The following is a 16,293-nucleotide window of genomic DNA, read 5'->3' as shown; positions in this document are numbered from 1 at the left end:
CAGCGTGAACATCACGCTGAACTTTTTTACTTTTTCGCCATCTGCACCTTAGAAAGAGAAGGCCGATCGTTATGCCAGCTTACCTCAACTGGGAGGTCAAAAAACTGAGTAAGCTGCCGGGTTGATATCATTTCTTTAGTATCGCCTGAGCCAAATACTTCTCCTTCTTTCAGCAGCAGCGTTTTCTGAAACACGGGTAAAACTTCTTCAACGTGATGGGTCACATAAATAATGGTAGGTGCGTCTGGTTTCTTTGCCAGATCTTCAATCGCTTCAAGCAATCGTTCACGGGCTATAAAATCGAGCCCATTGGTCGGCTCATCAAGAATGAGCAGCTTAGGATCTGCCATTAGTGCCCGGGCAATGAGTACACGCTGTCGTTCCCCTTGAGACAACGTTTCATATTCCCGGTTGGCGTACTCTATGCAGCCAAGATCTTCAAGGAGGGAAATAGCCTTCTGCCTAATTTCGTCTGTCGGTTTTTCATACAGGCCGATCGACGCAAAGGCTCCGCTTAGGACGACTTCAAACGCGTTATCCCCCTGATGGATCTTCTGTTGAATTGCTGAAGATACAAACCCGATTTGCCGCCGCAGCTTCTCAGCAAGATAGGTTTGGCCAAACTGCAGACCGAGGACATTGACGTTACCTTTGGTCGCAAACGTATACGCATTCATCAGATTGAGCATAAATGTTTTTCCTGAACCATTCAGACCAAGCAGCACCCAATGCTCCCCTTTTTCCACCTTCCAATTAATGTCCTTCAAGATCCAGCTGTCTCCCCGTCTGATCGACACGTTCTCCATCTCTAGTACCATATGTAAGACTCCCTTCTAATACTTGAGCTGTCTAGTTTAATTAAAATAGGTTTCTCCCTTATTTAAATTCAAACTATGATGATTCACAGGATTCAAGCAAATATCACCCATGTCCCACTATTGTCATGGATTTTTGTTTGTGATTATCATTTATTCTATTATAAATAACTCTATCCATCTATGATTTCTAACACTTTCAGCGAGGCGTTTATGAACAAAGGGGCTGGAAAAAAGGATCTCCGTTTTACCTTTTTGGAGAGCTTTTTCCCTGCCCCTTCTCTATACAGAAGATTAAAAAGCGCCAGAACCTCCTCCTCCGCCACCGACACCAGCACCTCCACCGCCGGAGCCAACGCTTGAAGCAGCGGAAACAGAGGCGTGCTCGTCAGCTTTCTTAAAGCTGCTATGCAAAGTGGTTCCGAGCAGCAGGAAGAGGACCCAGTCGTCGTTTGATGAAGATACAGCAGGATTAGGGTTTGATAACAGATCGCGTCTGCCTGAACCAATTTGATATAAAAGGGCAGGCACCTGATCTTCTTTCTCCCATGTTTTCCACTGGTCCCCATGTTTAAGCGGCTGCAGCGCGAGCTTAATTTTGTGTCCTTCTATAGTAAGTGGACGGTAACCAATTGCGAAGCCAACAAAAAAGATAAGTAACGCAATGGAAGCAGCCATCCAGCCGAACTGCTCATAATAAGGGAAGAGAATGACAAGCGGCAGCGTTATCAGTGCAGCTATTCCTGCGATCCACCTCGGTTTCTCAGAGGTTTTATATAAATCATATTGGAGATATTCGTTCTTCACCGTATCTCGCCAGGCGCTGTAGTTCAGTTGATAGCTTTCATGGTTATCTTTGTTCTCAGCATAAGCAGTAAGATCATCCACATGAAATGTTTCTTTATTTGCGATCTCATCAAACAACCACTCTATTAAACGACGTTCATGTTCATGGTCGGTCCAACGGTCAACCAATTTAAATTCTTTTTCCGACACTTTCTCTACCTTTCCTTTTCGAACAAGGTCAAGCAATGCAGCTGTTAGCGATGTGGTCGGCAGGTGCCCGTGATTCGTAAAAGCAAGCATAGCGGGGAGGCTCATTGAAACGGATGGAAAACGGCTTGCCCCATCACTTTGCCGCTCTGCTTCACGCAGGGTTTCCTGTCTTTTTCTCCAACCTTGTATGATTAATACTAAGCCAGCAAGTATTAAACTGCCTGTGGTGTATGCTCCAATGGTTCCCCAGCGTGCATGCTGCTCCTCTCTGGCGGCCACCGCTTCATCTAAAGCCTCTTTTTCGGATTGAATGGTTTCCAGCATCGGTTCTTCACTCGTTACAGGGGTGGCAGGAAAAAGGTGTGGATCATACGCTACGCGGATATCTCCATTCTCTCCATCAGGTACCTCGCCAAGCTCGAAGGTTACACTCCCGTCCTCGTTGGTTACTGCCGTATCGTAGGCTTCATCCTCGCCGTAAGCCGCTTTTGCCTCAGTAGGTTCAGGGGGCTCAATCGTGATCGTCATATTATGATACGTCGATTCATTGCTTTCATCAAAAAACGGCCAATAAAACTCGGCAGCGTCATCATACACACTCACACCATCTTTAATGGTATAAAACAAGTCGACCGTCACCGTTTCATCCGAACCGCTGCGGTAAACCTTGTAAAGGTTATCTTCCTGTTCAACCTTCAAGCTGGTGTCTCCTTCAGCAGCGCGTACATTGGCGATCGCCGTATTCTTTTTAGGAATAAGCGTCCGTGTAATTCCGTTAAAGTCTCCGTCAAAACTGTACGTGTGGGTTTCTTTTACTGCCACTTGACCATTTGCCTGCAAGGAAGCTGTTATGTTCGTTTCATCAATCTCAAAATCAACCGCAGCTACCGTAACAGGGAATCCTAAGAGAAAGAAAAGAAGAAATACACTGATTATTTTTTTCACGTTCGTCACCTGCTTTCTGTCTTTTCTACGAACTTAACAAGAAAAGGTTTCATCTTTCACAATTTCCCCATCCCCATATAAAAAGGCAAGCCTCTAGTTATGCTAGACTGCTTGCCTTTTGAGGTGTTTATTTTCTTCGAATACCGATGGTACGGCCTGCTTGCTTAGGCAGATCGTGTTCCGACCATTTCTCATAGAAGCCTGCAATACTTTCTTTAATGGCCTCCGGGAATGGTGCTCCTCTTCCTTCGTTCTGATCAATTCCCATAAGCATTTCCTCCAAGGTTGCCACGATATTGCCGTCTGCATCATGCATAAATAAAAATAAATGGATGCGTTTGGCGTCATAATCGAGTACACGGGCTGTAATTTCAAAGGCTGACGCTTGTTTCATTTCCTGCAAGTAACACGTGTGGGTTTCCAGGGTAAAAATCGTGTAAGAAAAGTGGGCGCGTGCCTCTTCATCAAGTCCGAGGTGATCGATAAATGCATCTGTCGCCTGACTGAATGCACGGTTGTATTCTGCATCGTTCATGTGCCCGTTGTAATCCACCCAATCTGCAGGGACGGTTTGTCTGAATAGAAAGGATTGTTCCATATGACCTCTCCTTTACACTCGTGTTTTCTCTTGCTCTTTTGGCCAGTATTCCTGAACTAAATCATATAAACGGATCAAAAACTCATTACGGTTTTGATCGAGCTCAGACATCGACATGCCGTTCGACTGTGCTTCACATCCTGATACTACTTTATCATAAAGTTCATCGGTCAGTTCAGGAGCTTCCAGCTTCGTCCACGGCTTTTTCAGTGCCGGCCCAAACTGCTTCAGCATATGACGCATACCACCCTCTCCGCCTGCTAAATGGAAGGTCAGGAAAGGTCCGTACTGTGCATAACGAAGTCCTGCTCCGTGAGTAAACGCTTTGTCGACTTCTTCTGTGGTCGCAATGCCTTCATTAACAATATGAAGAGATTCTCTCCAAATTGCTTCAATTAAGCGATCGGCAATGTGTCCTTCAATCTCGTGCCGAACGAGCAGCACTTTCATATTGATGCTTTCATAAAAGTTCTTCGCTTTTTCCACGTTTTCAAGCGTAGTATGTTTTCCAGGCACAACCTCCACTAACGGCAGGATATAGACGGGGTGGAAAGGGTGCGCAACGACAAACCGCTCGGGATGCTGAAGGTTCTCCTGCAGTTCTGACGGCATGATCCCCGACGTGCTTGATCCAATCAGCGCATCCGGCTTTGCATGCTGGTCAATCGTCTGTAGTACGGTTTGTTTTAATTCTTCGACCTCAGGCACGTTTTCCTGAATAAAATCAGCACCCTTAACGGCATCTGCTAATTCTTGTTCAAACGTTAATCGATCTTTAGATGCACCTTCCGCCAATCCAAGTGCTTCCACGTAAGGCCATGATTGCTCAACCGCTTTACGCATTCGTTCTTCTGCCCCTTCTGCCGGATCCGTTGCTACTACATCATACCCTTGAGCAAGCATGCGTACAATCCAGCCATTTCCGATAACTCCTGTGCCAACAATTGCAATTTTCATCACTTATTTCCCTCCAAGCGGATTCCGAAGATTGAGATATTCACGAGCTTCCTGTGGTGTCATTGGTTCAAGGTCGAGTCCGTTCAGCATCGTGACTGCTTTATCGACCAGTTGCTCATTTTTTGCCGGAACCCCTTTGGAGAGATAGATGTTATCCTCCAGCCCGACACGGATGTTCCCTCCAAGAAGTGCGGTCTGAGAAGCCATCGGGAGCTGCATCCGACCGATTCCAAAAGCAGACCAGTGCGCGTTCTCTGGAATGCGGTTCTTCATATACATCATCGTTTCTGCATCTGCAGCCGCTCCCCAGGGAATTCCCAGACAGAATTGATACATCGGATCCCCATCAATCAGTCCCTCTTTCACTAATTGGCTGGCAAATCGAATGTGACCCGTGTCGAAACATTCAAGCTCAGGCTTTACGCCGCTTTTTTGTATCAGCTTAGCCTGATCTCTCAGCCAGTCTGTCGGGCTCATATAAATCATGTTGCCGAAATTCGTGCTTCCGCAGTCCAGAGTACACATTTCAGGAAGCAGCTCACCAACCGGCTCGTGTCGTTCTGCTGGTGTCTGGATATCAGTTCCATCACCGCCGGCAGCCGGTGTATTGAGACTTGGGATAAAATCTCCCCCGCCCCCGGACGTAATATTAATGATCACATCGGTTTCAGACTCTCGAATGCGATCCACAATTTCACGGTAGTGCTCAAGATTGTGACTGATGCCGCCTGTCTTTGGATCACGTGCATGCACATGGGCAACCGTTGCCCCTGCTTTCGCCGATTCAATCGCTGATTCTGCGATTTCTTTCGGTGTGACCGGTACGTTTGGATTTTTTTCTAGCGTGTCTCCTGCACCTGTAACGGCAGAAGTGAGTAATACTTTATTATTCATTCCAAAGGTCCTCCTTTGAATTAGATTTAGTTCTGATTGTTCAACGCTTCAAAGTGTACCATCCGGACTGTTTATTTTCAATCCCTTTTTCTCATATCCTGTTAAAAACTAAGAAGACTTTAAGATTCTTCCGCTTATTCCGTGTAATAACCTATTAAAAACTGATGCAATTCAAAATCTGTGATAAAAGTCTTATATTATCAACTATCTTCTATATGATCCTATATACTCTAATTTGCTCCCTTATCTCTATTTTGAAAGAAAACCGTCTGGATTGTACAGTTTTAAAGGCAGAAGAAAACAACTTGAAATAAATATTAAATCAAATGAAGGAGGATTATTGTGAGGAAAGAACTCATGGATTGGAAAACATTTTGGGGAGCATTGTCCTTATTAATTTGTGTATCGCTCCCGCTGATCATTTTCCCGGAAAAAGGAAAAGAGGTCGTGTTAGCAGCGAACGATATTGTCACTCAGAGATTAGGATTCTTATTTCTATCAGTAGGATTAGTGATGCTTCTCTTTCTAATCTTCGTAGGAATAAGCCGCTACGGAGACATTAAGCTAGGGGATCGAGCGACGAAACCGGAATTTAAAACAAGCTCGTGGGCGGCGATGCTGTTTACAAGCGGGATCGGAACCGGAATTCTTTATTGGGGCGTTATTGAATGGGCCTATTATTATCAGGGGCCTCCCTTTGGAATGGAAGCCGAATCTAAAGAAGCAATTCAATGGGCTTCTACTTACGGATTCTTCCACTGGGGCCCGATTGCCTGGGCAATGTTTGCGATCCCGGCCCTTCCGATTGGCTATTTGTTTTTTGTGAAAAAGACGGATGTATTTAAAATCAGTGAAGCCTGCCGTCCGGTGCTTGGAAAATACACCGATGGTCCGATCGGCCGACTGGTTGATGTGCTGTTCATGTTCGGTTTACTCGGAGGAGGAGGGACCGGTCTTGCCCTGTCTGCACCGATTATTTCAGCCGGTCTGAATCACCTGGTCGGTATGCCCGATACGATCTTCACAAAATCAATAATCCTGCTCATATGTACGATGATTTTTGGATTCAGTGCCTATTCTGGATTGCAGAAAGGGATTCGTCTGCTTAGTGATATTAACTTGTGGATGGCCTTTGTCCTGCTGCTGTTCATTTTTGCTGTGGGACCGACGACATTTATTATGGAATCAACAGGTACAGCACTTGGCCGCATGATGGACAACTTCTTTCTTATGAGCATGTGGGCCGAACCTTTTAATGACCTTGGCGGCTTTGAACAGACCGGCTTCCCGGAAGGCTGGACTGTGTTTTACTGGGCATGGTGGATTGTTTACGCTCCGTTTGTCGGTTTGTTTATTGCACGGATTTCTAAAGGTCGTACAATTCGTCAAATCGTCTTCGGGACGGTGCTCTTTGGAAGTTTAGGTACGATCTTATTCTTTGGAATTCTAGGAAACTTCTCCATGCACCTGGAGCTGACCGGACAATACTCTGTAGTGGATACGTTAAATGAGCAGGGAGATGCTGCAGCCATCATCGGAACCTTAACGCAGCTGCCATTCTCAACACTTGCCATCATCGTATTTGTATTACTGGCAGTCGTCTTTTTGTCAACAACGTATGACTCAGGCTCTTACGTTATCGCCTCTGTCGTTCAAAAACGTGTTGAAAAGGAACCGATCCGCTTAAACCGACTGTTTTGGGCTCTCGCTCTTTCTGTACTGCCAATGGTATTCATGTATCTGGGCGGACTGACAACCCTGCAGACGATAAGTATCATCGGAGGCTTTCCACTGCTGATCATTCTCCCGATCTTAGGCTGGTCATTTATTAAACTTGTAAACGAAGATAAAGAAGCAGCTGAAGCGCAAGAAGAAGAAAAAAATGCATCGTAAAAGGAGTTCACACCATGAAAACACGCTATGAAAAAGGAATCGAGAAGTTACGCGATTATACAAATGAAGAAAAAGGAACAAACCATTTTGAACTGATGAAAGGACTTGAAGACATTGCTCCTGATATCGGAAAATATATTGTTGAATTTGCTTACGGGGATATTTACAGCCGCAGTAATTTAAGCAATAAGCATCGTGCTCTGACCGTCCTTTCAAGTCTGGTTACCCAAGGGGCGGGGAGTCTTCCGCAGCTTGAACTGCACATTAATACCGCGCTCAACGTGGGCTTAACAGAAGAAGAAATTGTAGAAGCCATGATTCAACTCATTCCGTATGTCGGTTTTCCAACTGTCATCAATGCAGTAAAACAGGCACAGCACGTTTTTCACGAACGATCCAAAGAAGCTGCATACGCTTAACCAAAAAATCACCAGCCCTTCCATAGGGAAGCTGGTGACTTTTTTACTTTATTCGCCGGATTCATACTCCGCTAACGCAACAGCAACTTCATCTCCTATCGATTGAGCTGCTCCAAGGTAATTGTTTAAAAGAATCGTGAAGATGAGCTTTTCCCCGTCCTTTGTTGTCACATACCCAGATAGAGAATTCACACCTGTTAAAGAACCTGTTTTAGCTTGCACGTTATCCTCTGCGGCGGTATTGCCCATTCGATTGCGCAGCGTTCCACCGACGAAGCGGTCACTTACTCCAGCGACCGGCAGTGAATTTAAGTAAGTCGGGAACCACTCTTTGTCTTGAACCTGATAAAGAAGTTGTGATATTTCATTTGCCGGGACCATATTGACGTGTGACATCCCGGAACCGTCACGCAGTCTCATCTCATCAGCGTTAACATCGTTGCCTTCAAGAAACTCTTCCACTGCTTCAAGACCTTTATCCCAGCTGCCTTCACCATGAACCACTTTGCCCATCTCTTTTATCAGCACTTCCGCATGCCCGTTGTTACTGAGCTTCATAAATGGTATAAACAGCTCTTTTAGCGGCATAGACTCTTTTGAAGTAAGTGAGTCTGCTGCTTCGGGCGTTTTTTCACCTGCACGCTCTTCACCTTTGACTTTGATTCCTTCTTCGGCTAATGCCTTGTGAAATAAGTTCAGGGCAAGTCCTGTCGGTTCAGAAACAGCTACCCAGGACCGTGAACGACTCCCTTCCAGTGGAATTTCCCCTTCAACAATAATCTGATTCGTGCCATGCTCCCTTTCAATAGAAATGTCCCTGGACTGGCTAGAGGCTGTGGTAACTGTTTTATTCACGATTTCTACATAGTCATTCTCCGGGGTGACTTGCACCTCCGCCGGATCGCCTTCTGTCTCTGCAGGATACGCGTCGACAATCACAGTTCCCGCATCATAGTCTTCATTTGGAGATACAGTCAGTGCTGAGATTTGTGAAGCTGTATAGTTGGTTTCATCGTTCCATGAAATGTCTTCAGATAAGCGGATATCGTCGTACCAAGTATCATCAGCGATGAGGTCCCCTTTGACTTCCTGAATTCCGTTCTCTTTCACGGATTGGGCGAACGCTTCAAAATCCTCTTGCATTAACGTTGGATCGCCTTCTCCTTTTATATACAAGTCACCATGCAGCTTCTTTCCCTTAATACTGCCATCCACAAAGACTTCCGTCGTAAACGTGTAATCCTCCCCGAGCGTCTCGAGTGCAGCAGCTCCTGTCAGCAGCTTCATATTAGAGGCGGGTTTTAAACGAACATCACCATCATGTTCATAACTCACCTCACCGTTGTCAGCCGAACGCACACTGACTCCCGCTAATGCTCCGTCTAATCTTTCATCACTTACTATTTCATCAATTTGATCGGACATAGATCCTTCCTCAGGTGATGCCTTTACCTGAGGCTCCTCCATGGCTTGAGAAGGAGTAAACGTTAAGAACACGGCAAGGAACAGGATAAGCATTTGCTTACTTTTGATGGACAGCCTCATTATGTATTTTCCTCCTTCAATATTGTAGTCCCTTTAACCTTAGCAGATTAAACAGAAAATTTTAACAATTTAATGTAAAAATATATGTGAAATACTTGGTCCCTTTGGCGAAAGTCTTAGTTTTTTTTAATTTTTAAAGTAGAAAACAGCCCCATAGTAGGTTTTTTATACATATAGCTTATTCCAATGCACTCATTCTTATTTAGGAAAGCCGCTGATCGATTATGTAATTGAAAGCTGCAGCAGCCTATTTAGCTTAAGCGTGTTGTCCCTTTTCTCAATCCCTGTTAATATTATCTTTATTGTTAAAAATAGAGACACATTTTACAACGAGAAGGGAACAAAGAAATATGCAGAAAAAAATACCATTTTCAACGTATGCCCTCATCGGGACGATGCTGTTTGGGCTATACTTCGGGGCCGGGAACTTAATTTTTCCGATCCAATTAGGGCAAATGGCCGGGACAAACTTCTGGCCGGCGCTGATCGGCTTTATAGTGACAGCAATCGGGCTGCCGTTTATAGGAATTCTGGCGATTGGTTTGTCAGGAAGTAATGGAGTGCGCGATTTAGCAAGCCGCGTCCATCCACTTTTTGGACTTATATTTAGTCTCATCCTTTATTTAACAATCGGCCCGTTTTTCGCTATTCCCCGTACTGCAACGGTACCTTTTGTGGTCGGTTTTGAACCTTTTATGAATCCTGATCAAGCAAGCTTATGGCTTGGTGTCTTCAGCTTCTTGTTTTTTGGGATTGTCTATTATTTCTCTCTCAATCCTGCCAAAATTATGGATTATATCGGAAAGTACTTAACGCCGACATTCTTAGTGTTCTTATTCCTATTAATTATCGTGGCAATCGTACGGCCGATGGGGAATTTTGGAGTACCAGCAGGCGATTACTCTCAACTGGCGTTTATGACCGGGTTTAAAGAAGGCTATAACACGATGGATGCTCTAGCCTCTCTCGCTTTCGGGATTGTCGTTATTCACGCCATTAAGAGCCAGGGAATTACAGACACGAAGGCTATCGCAAAAGCTACGTGGAAAGCAGGAATCTTCGCTATGGGCTTAATGATGCTCATTTATGGCCTCATCACCTACATGGGGGCTTCCAGTGTATCGGCTGTTGGTACACTGGATAACGGCGGGCTGATCTTTGCAGCTGTCGCTCAATATTATTTCGGATCTTTTGGCGCGGTTTTACTTGCGATTATAATCGTACTCGCTTGTTTAAAAACAAGTATCGGCTTGATCAGCTCGTGCAGTGAATTTTTCCATAACACCTTTCCAAAAGTGAGCTATAAGACGTTCGTGCTGATCCTATGCCTGGTTTCCTTTACGATTGCAAACTTTGGCTTAAACAATATTATTCAGTTTGCTCTGCCGGTATTGATGTTCTTATATCCGCTTGCAATTGTTCTTATTTTATTAGGACTGAGCTCCCCTCTGTTTGCTCATAAACGCAGTGTTTACGCTGTATCTATGTTTTTAACGTTTTTCGTCAGTATCGTCGATGGGTACCATACTTTAGTTGAAAGTTTACCAGGAGCCTCCCTTTCCTCGATTGAAGCCGTCAGGGAGTTTTATGTTCATTATTTACCCCTTTACGACATCGGACTCGGCTGGATTCTTCCAGCGTTAGCAGGTGCTTTGATCGGTTGTTTCTGGACGGGACAGGACGATTCCACTCCACAGTACAGGACAGTTGAAAATTAAATTAGGAAGCTATATAAAAAACACCTCCAAATGTAAAATCATTTTACAACTTTGGAGGTGTTTTTGCTTTCTCTGCAATCAAGCAGATTTAATTATTTATATCATTTTTAATATTTCCAATCCCTTTCTGGGCTTTTCCTTTTGCTTTATCCTTCTTTCCTCTACTCTCCATTTTAGGATCGTTCTTAAGCTTTCCTGTTTGATTCTTCACTTCTCCCTCGGCCTTATTCTTCTGACCTTTTACTTTATCAGTCATCCCATTATTATCAGCCATCGATCTTCACTCTCCTTTTTAAACGTTTGGAGAATATATACCCGTTTAAGAACGATCCTATTCTTTTATTCCTGTTTACATGAAATAGAAAAAAGCCACCATTTCCCAGAAAGGTCCTGATGACTTATACCCTTTAACAGGTTGTTAATCCGTGGGATGCGTTTGGTCCGTTAACCGCTCAAGCACTTTTTTCCTAAGACTCGGATTCAAGGGACCAAGACCAAAAATTTCAGATAACCACAAGCCATCCACAGCAAGACGCAGAATTGTCGCATCCACTTGATCAATTCCGTCGTGTTCAATATGATTCTGCCAATCTGCATATGTATCCTGTAATGGTTTAAGCAGTTTGGGATTTATCCCCTGAGCTGCCAACATGCCGGCACTGATCGTTTCGTTTTCCACACTTTTCGCATGCATGACGTTGATAAACGATCTCGCCCATTTCCCTGTCTCTCCATCGTCTTTCTCAACAAGCTCCTCCACATTCCCGCGGTAGATATCGTTCATGTGCTGTACGAGCCCTTCCACCAGAGCTTCTTTTGTTGAAAAATGATACAGGAGACCTCCTTTGCTGACTTGTGCTCTTTTAGCTACAGCATCCAACGTCAAAGCATCACTGCCCTGTTCTTTTACAATCAATGCAGCTGCTTCTAAAATTTTATGCCGTTTCGATTCTCTTGGCATGTTCTTCCCTCATTTATAAAGTACGTTTTTCAATAATGTTATCAGTAGTTTTAGGGTTTTTCAATTTAAGCTGATCATTTAGGAGTGGAATTAGATTTGCATAGAGTTGTATGACAGAAGTATTACTATCCACACACTTTTCAACAGTTGTGTATGGATATCATCGGTTTTCAACAAGTTTATTCACATTATCCACAAATAACAGTTAAGTTATCCACAAAATATGGGAACGTTTTCTATACTTTAAATTCAACCAAATAATTATTTCATCCACTGTATAAATATACGTCTGTGTATAACTAAACAGATACAAAGAAAACTCCCTTTTATAAAAGGGAGTTTAAGAGCCTCTTCTGCCGTACATTTCAAGGTTAAGACCAGGATTCGCGTTTAAATCATACCCGGCTCGATGCCCCTGTTGATAAGCAACAGCCCCAGCAGCTGCTATCATTGCTGCGTTATCTGTGCATAAGTGAAGCGGCGGGATTAACAATTCACAATCCACAGCTTCAAACTTCTGTTCCAACGCCTTACGTAAGCCGCTGTTGGCAGCCACCCCGCCTGCAACGATCACCTGCTTAACGCCATACGCTTCTGCCGCTCGGAACGTTTTTGTGGATAACACATCTACAACACTTGCCTGAAAGCTTGCCGCCACATCCTGTGGAGGAAGATCTTCATTTTTCTGTTTTGCATTGTGCATCTTGTTGATAACTGCGGACTTTAAACCACTGAAGCTGAAATCAAACGAGTCTTCTTCAAGCCAGGCCCGGGGAAAATCGATCGACACTTCTCCTTGCTGGGCAAGCTTGTCAATTTGCGGTCCACCGGGATAAGGAAGCTTTAACGTACGCGCCACTTTGTCATAGGCCTCTCCTGCGGCATCGTCACGTGTCTCTCCTATTACTTCGAAGCTTCCGTGCTCGTCCATAATAATCAGCTCTGTATGCCCCCCTGAGACGACAAGAGAAAGCAGTGGAAATTCAAATTCTTTTTCCAGACGGTTGGCGTAAATATGTCCCGCAATATGATGAACACCGACAAGCGGTTTCTGCTTTGCAAACGCTAGAGCTTTTGCAGCATTTACACCGACAAGCAAGGCTCCGACAAGTCCAGGGCCTTCTGTCACGGCAATCGCCTCAATATCGTCGATCGAAAGCTCTGCCTTAGTTAGTGCTTCTTCAAGAGTAACTGTTATTTGTTCAATATGATGCCGGGAAGCGATTTCCGGCACGACACCGCCAAATCGCTTATGACTCTCAATTTGTGAAGCAACTACATTAGTTACAAGTTCACGTTGATTCTTTACAATGGCAACAGCTGTTTCATCACAGCTCGTTTCAATCGCTAAAATATATTGATTCTTCATTTTAACCCCACCCACATCACTAATGCGTCTTCACCATTATCCGTATAATAGTTTTTCCTTATGCCGCCGGGAACGAGTCCGAACTTGCGGTAAAGATACTGGGCAGCCGTGTTGGACACCCTCACTTCTAAGCTCAGCTGAATGGCACCCATTTCAATCACTTGTTCAAATGAATACCGAAACAACTGCTCTCCGTACTTTTTCCCCCGATAGTCAGGATGGATCGCGATATTTGTAACGTGTGCTTCATCAATAATTAACCACACGCCGCAATAGCCGAACACTTTTCCATCCTCTTCAATCACGTAATAGTGAGCGTAAGGATTCTCTCCGTTTACTTCACTCCTGAACGTTTCCTCCGACCAGGGCACAGTAAACGTTGCGTGTTCGACGTCCATCACCTGCTTTACGTCACTTTCAAGCATTTGCCGAATCTGTGCCATTTACTGTTTCTCCTGCTGCGCAAGCCATTTTGCCTCAGCTTCCGGGAGCCGTAAGTAGTTCGGAACGAGCTCATGTAAAGACCCTGGCTCTTTATCAATTGCCGCCAGACCTAAATAAGACGGACGCGGATAATGATACCCTGCACCAGGAAACACCGCTTTCTCCCCAAGGTACTCTTTAATCACATCCTCGTGCAATGTAAGGTCTTGACTGACGAACAGAACTGATTCCTCCATCTCCTTTAAGGAGCTAAGCCAATCCGTCATAACCACATTCGCTTCCTCTTTGATAACTTCCATATTGTGATCATAAAGACCTGTATAAACAAGCCCTCTTCTCGCATCAAAAAATGGACAAATCAGCCCCTCGAAAAGCTGTCCCTGACTCGCCATTGCTTCTAGGCTTGATATCCCGATCACCGGAATATGTAACGACCAGGCCATAGTTTTTGCGGTGGTTAATCCGATCCTTACTCCCGTGTAAGAACCCGGACCGTGCGCCACGGCTATCCGGTCTAACTCCGCCGGCTTCGTCTGTGTTTCGCGCATCAGTTGATCGATCGCTGGCATCAGCCGTACCGAATGATTTTTCTTCACATTGGTCATCAGCTCTCCAGAGACGACTCCGTCTTTGACAACCGCAAGACCTAACACATCATTTGACGTATCGATCGCTAGTATATTCATGAGTCCAACTCCTTACACACTTGTTCAAAATGAGGCGACCGGGGTGTAACCGAAATCGTACGCGATGTTTCACTAACTTGCGTAATAACGATGTCTAAACGCTCTTCAGGGAGGTAGTCCTCAATGAACTGCGACCATTCCACTACCGTCACCCCTTCACTATGGAAAAACTCCTCAAAACCCAAATCCTCATCGCTCTCCTCTAAACGATACACATCCATATGATAAAACGGCAGCCGTCCCATATACTCTTTTATAATCGTAAACGTTGGACTGTTCACGGTTCGCTTAACTCCGAGACCTTGGGCCAGTCCTTTTGTAAAGGTCGTTTTTCCAGCACCTAAACCTCCCTCAAGTGTCAGCACATCACCAGCGGTCAGTAAGCGCCCAAGTTGTTCGGCAAACTCCTTCGTTTCTTCTTCTGAATGTGTCTTCCATATCATTGTCATATTAACCACGTTCCTCTTGCAAATGGGTATACCCTGATTTAGTTAACAGTGATCGTTTCCCTTCTTTAGAAAGATGGACAGATGGCTTACCTTTACTCTCTATTACACGGCCGATCTGATTGACCGAGGTATTCGTTCGCTTGCCAGCCTCAAGCACAAGCGGCCATTCCTTATCACTAACCGTCCCAATTAATTCAAAGTCTTCCCCACCTGAAAGCATCCATTCTTCATAGTGGTCAGGAAAAAGCTTCGCAAGTTGAGGAGAAAAAGGAATGTCGCCAACGTTTAAATCAAGTACGACATCAGAAGACTCAGCGATTTCATTAGCTTCATTTGCAATACCGTCACTTACATCATTTAAGCATACACGTGACAGAGCTGCTAAGCTTATAGCAAAATTCACCCGCGGATCAGGCATTCGGTGTCTCTTTACTAAATAAGGGTCATAAAGATCGGTAAGTAAACATTCAAGCCCGCCCCGCGCATCTCCTAACGTCCCTGTTGCAAATACAACATCACCTGGACGAGCAACACTACGATAACGCGCTTTATTTTTTAAAACATAGCCAAACACTGTAATCGATAAACACAACTGCTTTCCAGATACCGTATCACCGCCAATTAAGTCAATACGATAGTCTTCAGCCAGTGTGCTCATGCCGCGATATAACTCCTTAAGTTCTTCCTCCGACCACTCATCTGAAACCACCAGGGAGACTAAATAAAAGGCAGGCGTACTACCCATAGCTGCCAGGTCACTTAGATTCGCAGCCAACGCCCGATAGCCTACATGATAGGGATCCATTGTCTTTTTTGAGAAATGAACATCTTCCACCATAGTATCCACCGTCGTCACAATATCCTCGGATGGTTGACGAAAGACTGCCGCATCATCACTCACTCCCTTAATCAAAGATGACTGAGAATAAGTAGAAGGCTGAATTGATCGTATAAAAGAAAACTCGTCCATAGAAAAACTCCTCTCACGCCTCTTCACAATAAACCCATTATACCAAGGAAGGACGCGAAAATAAAAAAGAACAAAAGAAAAGCCTTAGGAAGGAACCCCTAAGGCTGTAATTTAAGATGTAATGGCGGTCCGGACGGGACTCGAACCCGCGACCTCCTGCGTGACAGGCAGGCATTCTAACCAACTGAACTACCGGACCGTTATTTAAATTGTAAGTGTAATTGCTAATATAATTCAACGTCCTCCGCTGAATTAATTGAAAGTCACTTTTTCTTCGATGCTGTAAGTTGAATTTTGGTTGCACTTAAAAGTACTACTATTTCCAACTAACAAAGAGGTATATGCAACGAGGTAAGTTGAATTTTGGTTGCGGGGGCAGGATTTGAACCTGCGACCTCCGGGTTATGAGCCCGACGAGCTACCAGACTGCTCTACCCCGCGATAATGTGGATAACTATTATTTAGTTTCCATGAAATATCAGCAATGAGTACTGAAAAAATGAAACGACGTGGCAGCGTCCTACTCTCACGGGGGTAAACCCGACTACCATCGGCGCTGAAGAGCTTAACTGCTGTGTTCGGCATGGGAACAGGTGTGACCTCTTCGCTGTCGCCACCACATCATATAGAGGTG

At 44.7% G+C, this 16,293-nt stretch carries 16 protein-coding genes, 2 tRNA genes and 1 rRNA gene; 3 read left to right on the top strand and 16 right to left on the bottom strand.

What is annotated here, in order from left to right; all coding sequences use genetic code 11:
- Positions 1–26: 26 nt before the first annotated feature.
- The 5 genes from C1A12_RS14745 to C1A12_RS14725 all read right to left on the bottom strand — a co-directional run bounded on the left by C1A12_RS14745 (position 27) and on the right by C1A12_RS14725 (position 5,205).
- The gene (locus C1A12_RS14745) at positions 27–818 is read right to left on the bottom strand and encodes an ABC transporter ATP-binding protein (protein ID WP_101844981.1); all 792 of its coding nucleotides are present in this window, start codon (positions 816–818) and stop codon (positions 27–29) included.
- Positions 819–1,109: 291 nt separating this feature from the next.
- Positions 1,110–2,756 carry a DUF2207 domain-containing protein gene (locus C1A12_RS14740; protein ID WP_159462199.1) on the bottom strand — a complete coding sequence of 549 codons (1,647 nt, stop codon included), beginning with the start codon at positions 2,754–2,756 and terminating at the stop codon, positions 1,110–1,112.
- A gap of 127 nt (positions 2,757–2,883) precedes the next feature.
- Positions 2,884–3,354, bottom strand: coding sequence for a thioesterase family protein (locus C1A12_RS14735; protein WP_101844977.1), 471 nt, complete (start codon positions 3,352–3,354; stop codon positions 2,884–2,886).
- A 12-nt stretch (positions 3,355–3,366) separates the two neighbouring features.
- Entirely contained in the window at positions 3,367–4,311 is a 945-nt protein-coding gene (locus C1A12_RS14730; RefSeq protein WP_101846459.1) for a 3-hydroxyacyl-CoA dehydrogenase NAD-binding domain-containing protein, read from the bottom strand.
- A 3-nt stretch (positions 4,312–4,314) separates the two neighbouring features.
- Positions 4,315–5,205, bottom strand: coding sequence for a 3-keto-5-aminohexanoate cleavage protein (locus C1A12_RS14725; RefSeq protein WP_101844975.1), 891 nt, complete (start codon positions 5,203–5,205; stop codon positions 4,315–4,317).
- A gap of 342 nt (positions 5,206–5,547) precedes the next feature.
- Between C1A12_RS14725 and C1A12_RS14720 the strand changes: the two genes are divergently transcribed.
- Together C1A12_RS14720 and C1A12_RS14715 are read left to right on the top strand one after the other, a co-directional pair.
- Complete coding sequence (locus tag C1A12_RS14720; protein ID WP_101844973.1) at positions 5,548–7,098, top strand: BCCT family transporter; 1,551 nt, start codon at positions 5,548–5,550, stop codon at positions 7,096–7,098.
- Between the two features lie 14 nt (positions 7,099–7,112).
- Positions 7,113–7,517 (top strand): carboxymuconolactone decarboxylase family protein, encoded by a 405-nt coding sequence (locus C1A12_RS14715; RefSeq protein WP_101844971.1) that lies wholly within the window; start codon positions 7,113–7,115, stop codon positions 7,515–7,517.
- A gap of 48 nt (positions 7,518–7,565) precedes the next feature.
- Here C1A12_RS14715 and dacB read toward each other — a convergent pair whose 3' ends face one another.
- Positions 7,566–9,062 (bottom strand): D-alanyl-D-alanine carboxypeptidase/D-alanyl-D-alanine-endopeptidase, encoded by a 1,497-nt coding sequence (gene dacB / locus C1A12_RS14710; RefSeq protein WP_101844969.1) that lies wholly within the window; start codon positions 9,060–9,062, stop codon positions 7,566–7,568.
- Between the two features lie 350 nt (positions 9,063–9,412).
- Between dacB and brnQ the strand changes: the two genes are divergently transcribed.
- On the top strand, positions 9,413–10,780 hold the full coding sequence (brnQ, locus tag C1A12_RS14705) for a branched-chain amino acid transport system II carrier protein (protein WP_101844967.1): 1,368 nt from the start codon (positions 9,413–9,415) through the stop codon (positions 10,778–10,780).
- 88 nt (positions 10,781–10,868) lie between these two features.
- Here brnQ and C1A12_RS14700 read toward each other — a convergent pair whose 3' ends face one another.
- The 10 genes from C1A12_RS14700 to rrf all read right to left on the bottom strand — a co-directional run bounded on the left by C1A12_RS14700 (position 10,869) and on the right by rrf (position 16,280).
- Entirely contained in the window at positions 10,869–11,054 is a 186-nt protein-coding gene (locus C1A12_RS14700; RefSeq protein WP_101844966.1) for a CsbD family protein, read from the bottom strand.
- 144 nt (positions 11,055–11,198) lie between these two features.
- Positions 11,199–11,741, bottom strand: coding sequence for a TetR/AcrR family transcriptional regulator (locus C1A12_RS14695; protein WP_101844964.1), 543 nt, complete (start codon positions 11,739–11,741; stop codon positions 11,199–11,201).
- A gap of 340 nt (positions 11,742–12,081) precedes the next feature.
- Positions 12,082–13,110, bottom strand: a complete 1,029-nt coding sequence (gene tsaD / locus C1A12_RS14690; protein ID WP_101844962.1) for a tRNA (adenosine(37)-N6)-threonylcarbamoyltransferase complex transferase subunit TsaD — start codon at positions 13,108–13,110, stop codon at positions 12,082–12,084.
- Positions 13,107–13,553, bottom strand: a complete 447-nt coding sequence (gene rimI / locus C1A12_RS14685; protein ID WP_101844961.1) for a ribosomal protein S18-alanine N-acetyltransferase — start codon at positions 13,551–13,553, stop codon at positions 13,107–13,109. The genes tsaD and rimI overlap by 4 nt, the downstream gene beginning before the upstream one ends.
- Positions 13,554–14,240 (bottom strand): tRNA (adenosine(37)-N6)-threonylcarbamoyltransferase complex dimerization subunit type 1 TsaB, encoded by a 687-nt coding sequence (gene tsaB, locus C1A12_RS14680; RefSeq protein WP_101844959.1) that lies wholly within the window; start codon positions 14,238–14,240, stop codon positions 13,554–13,556.
- Positions 14,237–14,689 carry a tRNA (adenosine(37)-N6)-threonylcarbamoyltransferase complex ATPase subunit type 1 TsaE gene (tsaE, locus tag C1A12_RS14675; RefSeq protein ID WP_101844958.1) on the bottom strand — a complete coding sequence of 151 codons (453 nt, stop codon included), beginning with the start codon at positions 14,687–14,689 and terminating at the stop codon, positions 14,237–14,239. The genes tsaB and tsaE overlap by 4 nt, the downstream gene beginning before the upstream one ends.
- 1 nt (position 14,690) lies before the next feature.
- Positions 14,691–15,659: a thiamine-phosphate kinase gene (gene thiL / locus C1A12_RS14670; protein ID WP_101844956.1), complete on the bottom strand. Its 969-nt coding sequence runs from the start codon at positions 15,657–15,659 to the stop codon at positions 14,691–14,693.
- A gap of 122 nt (positions 15,660–15,781) precedes the next feature.
- Positions 15,782–15,858: transfer RNA gene (locus C1A12_RS14665), tRNA-Asp, on the bottom strand.
- A gap of 165 nt (positions 15,859–16,023) precedes the next feature.
- Positions 16,024–16,100, bottom strand: a tRNA-Met gene (locus tag C1A12_RS14660).
- Positions 16,101–16,166: 66 nt separating this feature from the next.
- Positions 16,167–16,280: ribosomal RNA gene (rrf, locus tag C1A12_RS14655) — 5S ribosomal RNA — on the bottom strand.
- Between the last annotated feature and the right edge of the window lie 13 nt (positions 16,281–16,293).

The sequence above is a fragment of the Halobacillus sp. Marseille-P3879 genome (assembly GCF_900240285.1).
GTDB lineage: Bacteria > Bacillota > Bacilli > Bacillales > Halobacillaceae > Halobacillus_A.
The sequence above is the reverse complement of the archived record's forward strand: the minus strand, read 5'-3'. Positions and strand labels throughout refer to the sequence as shown.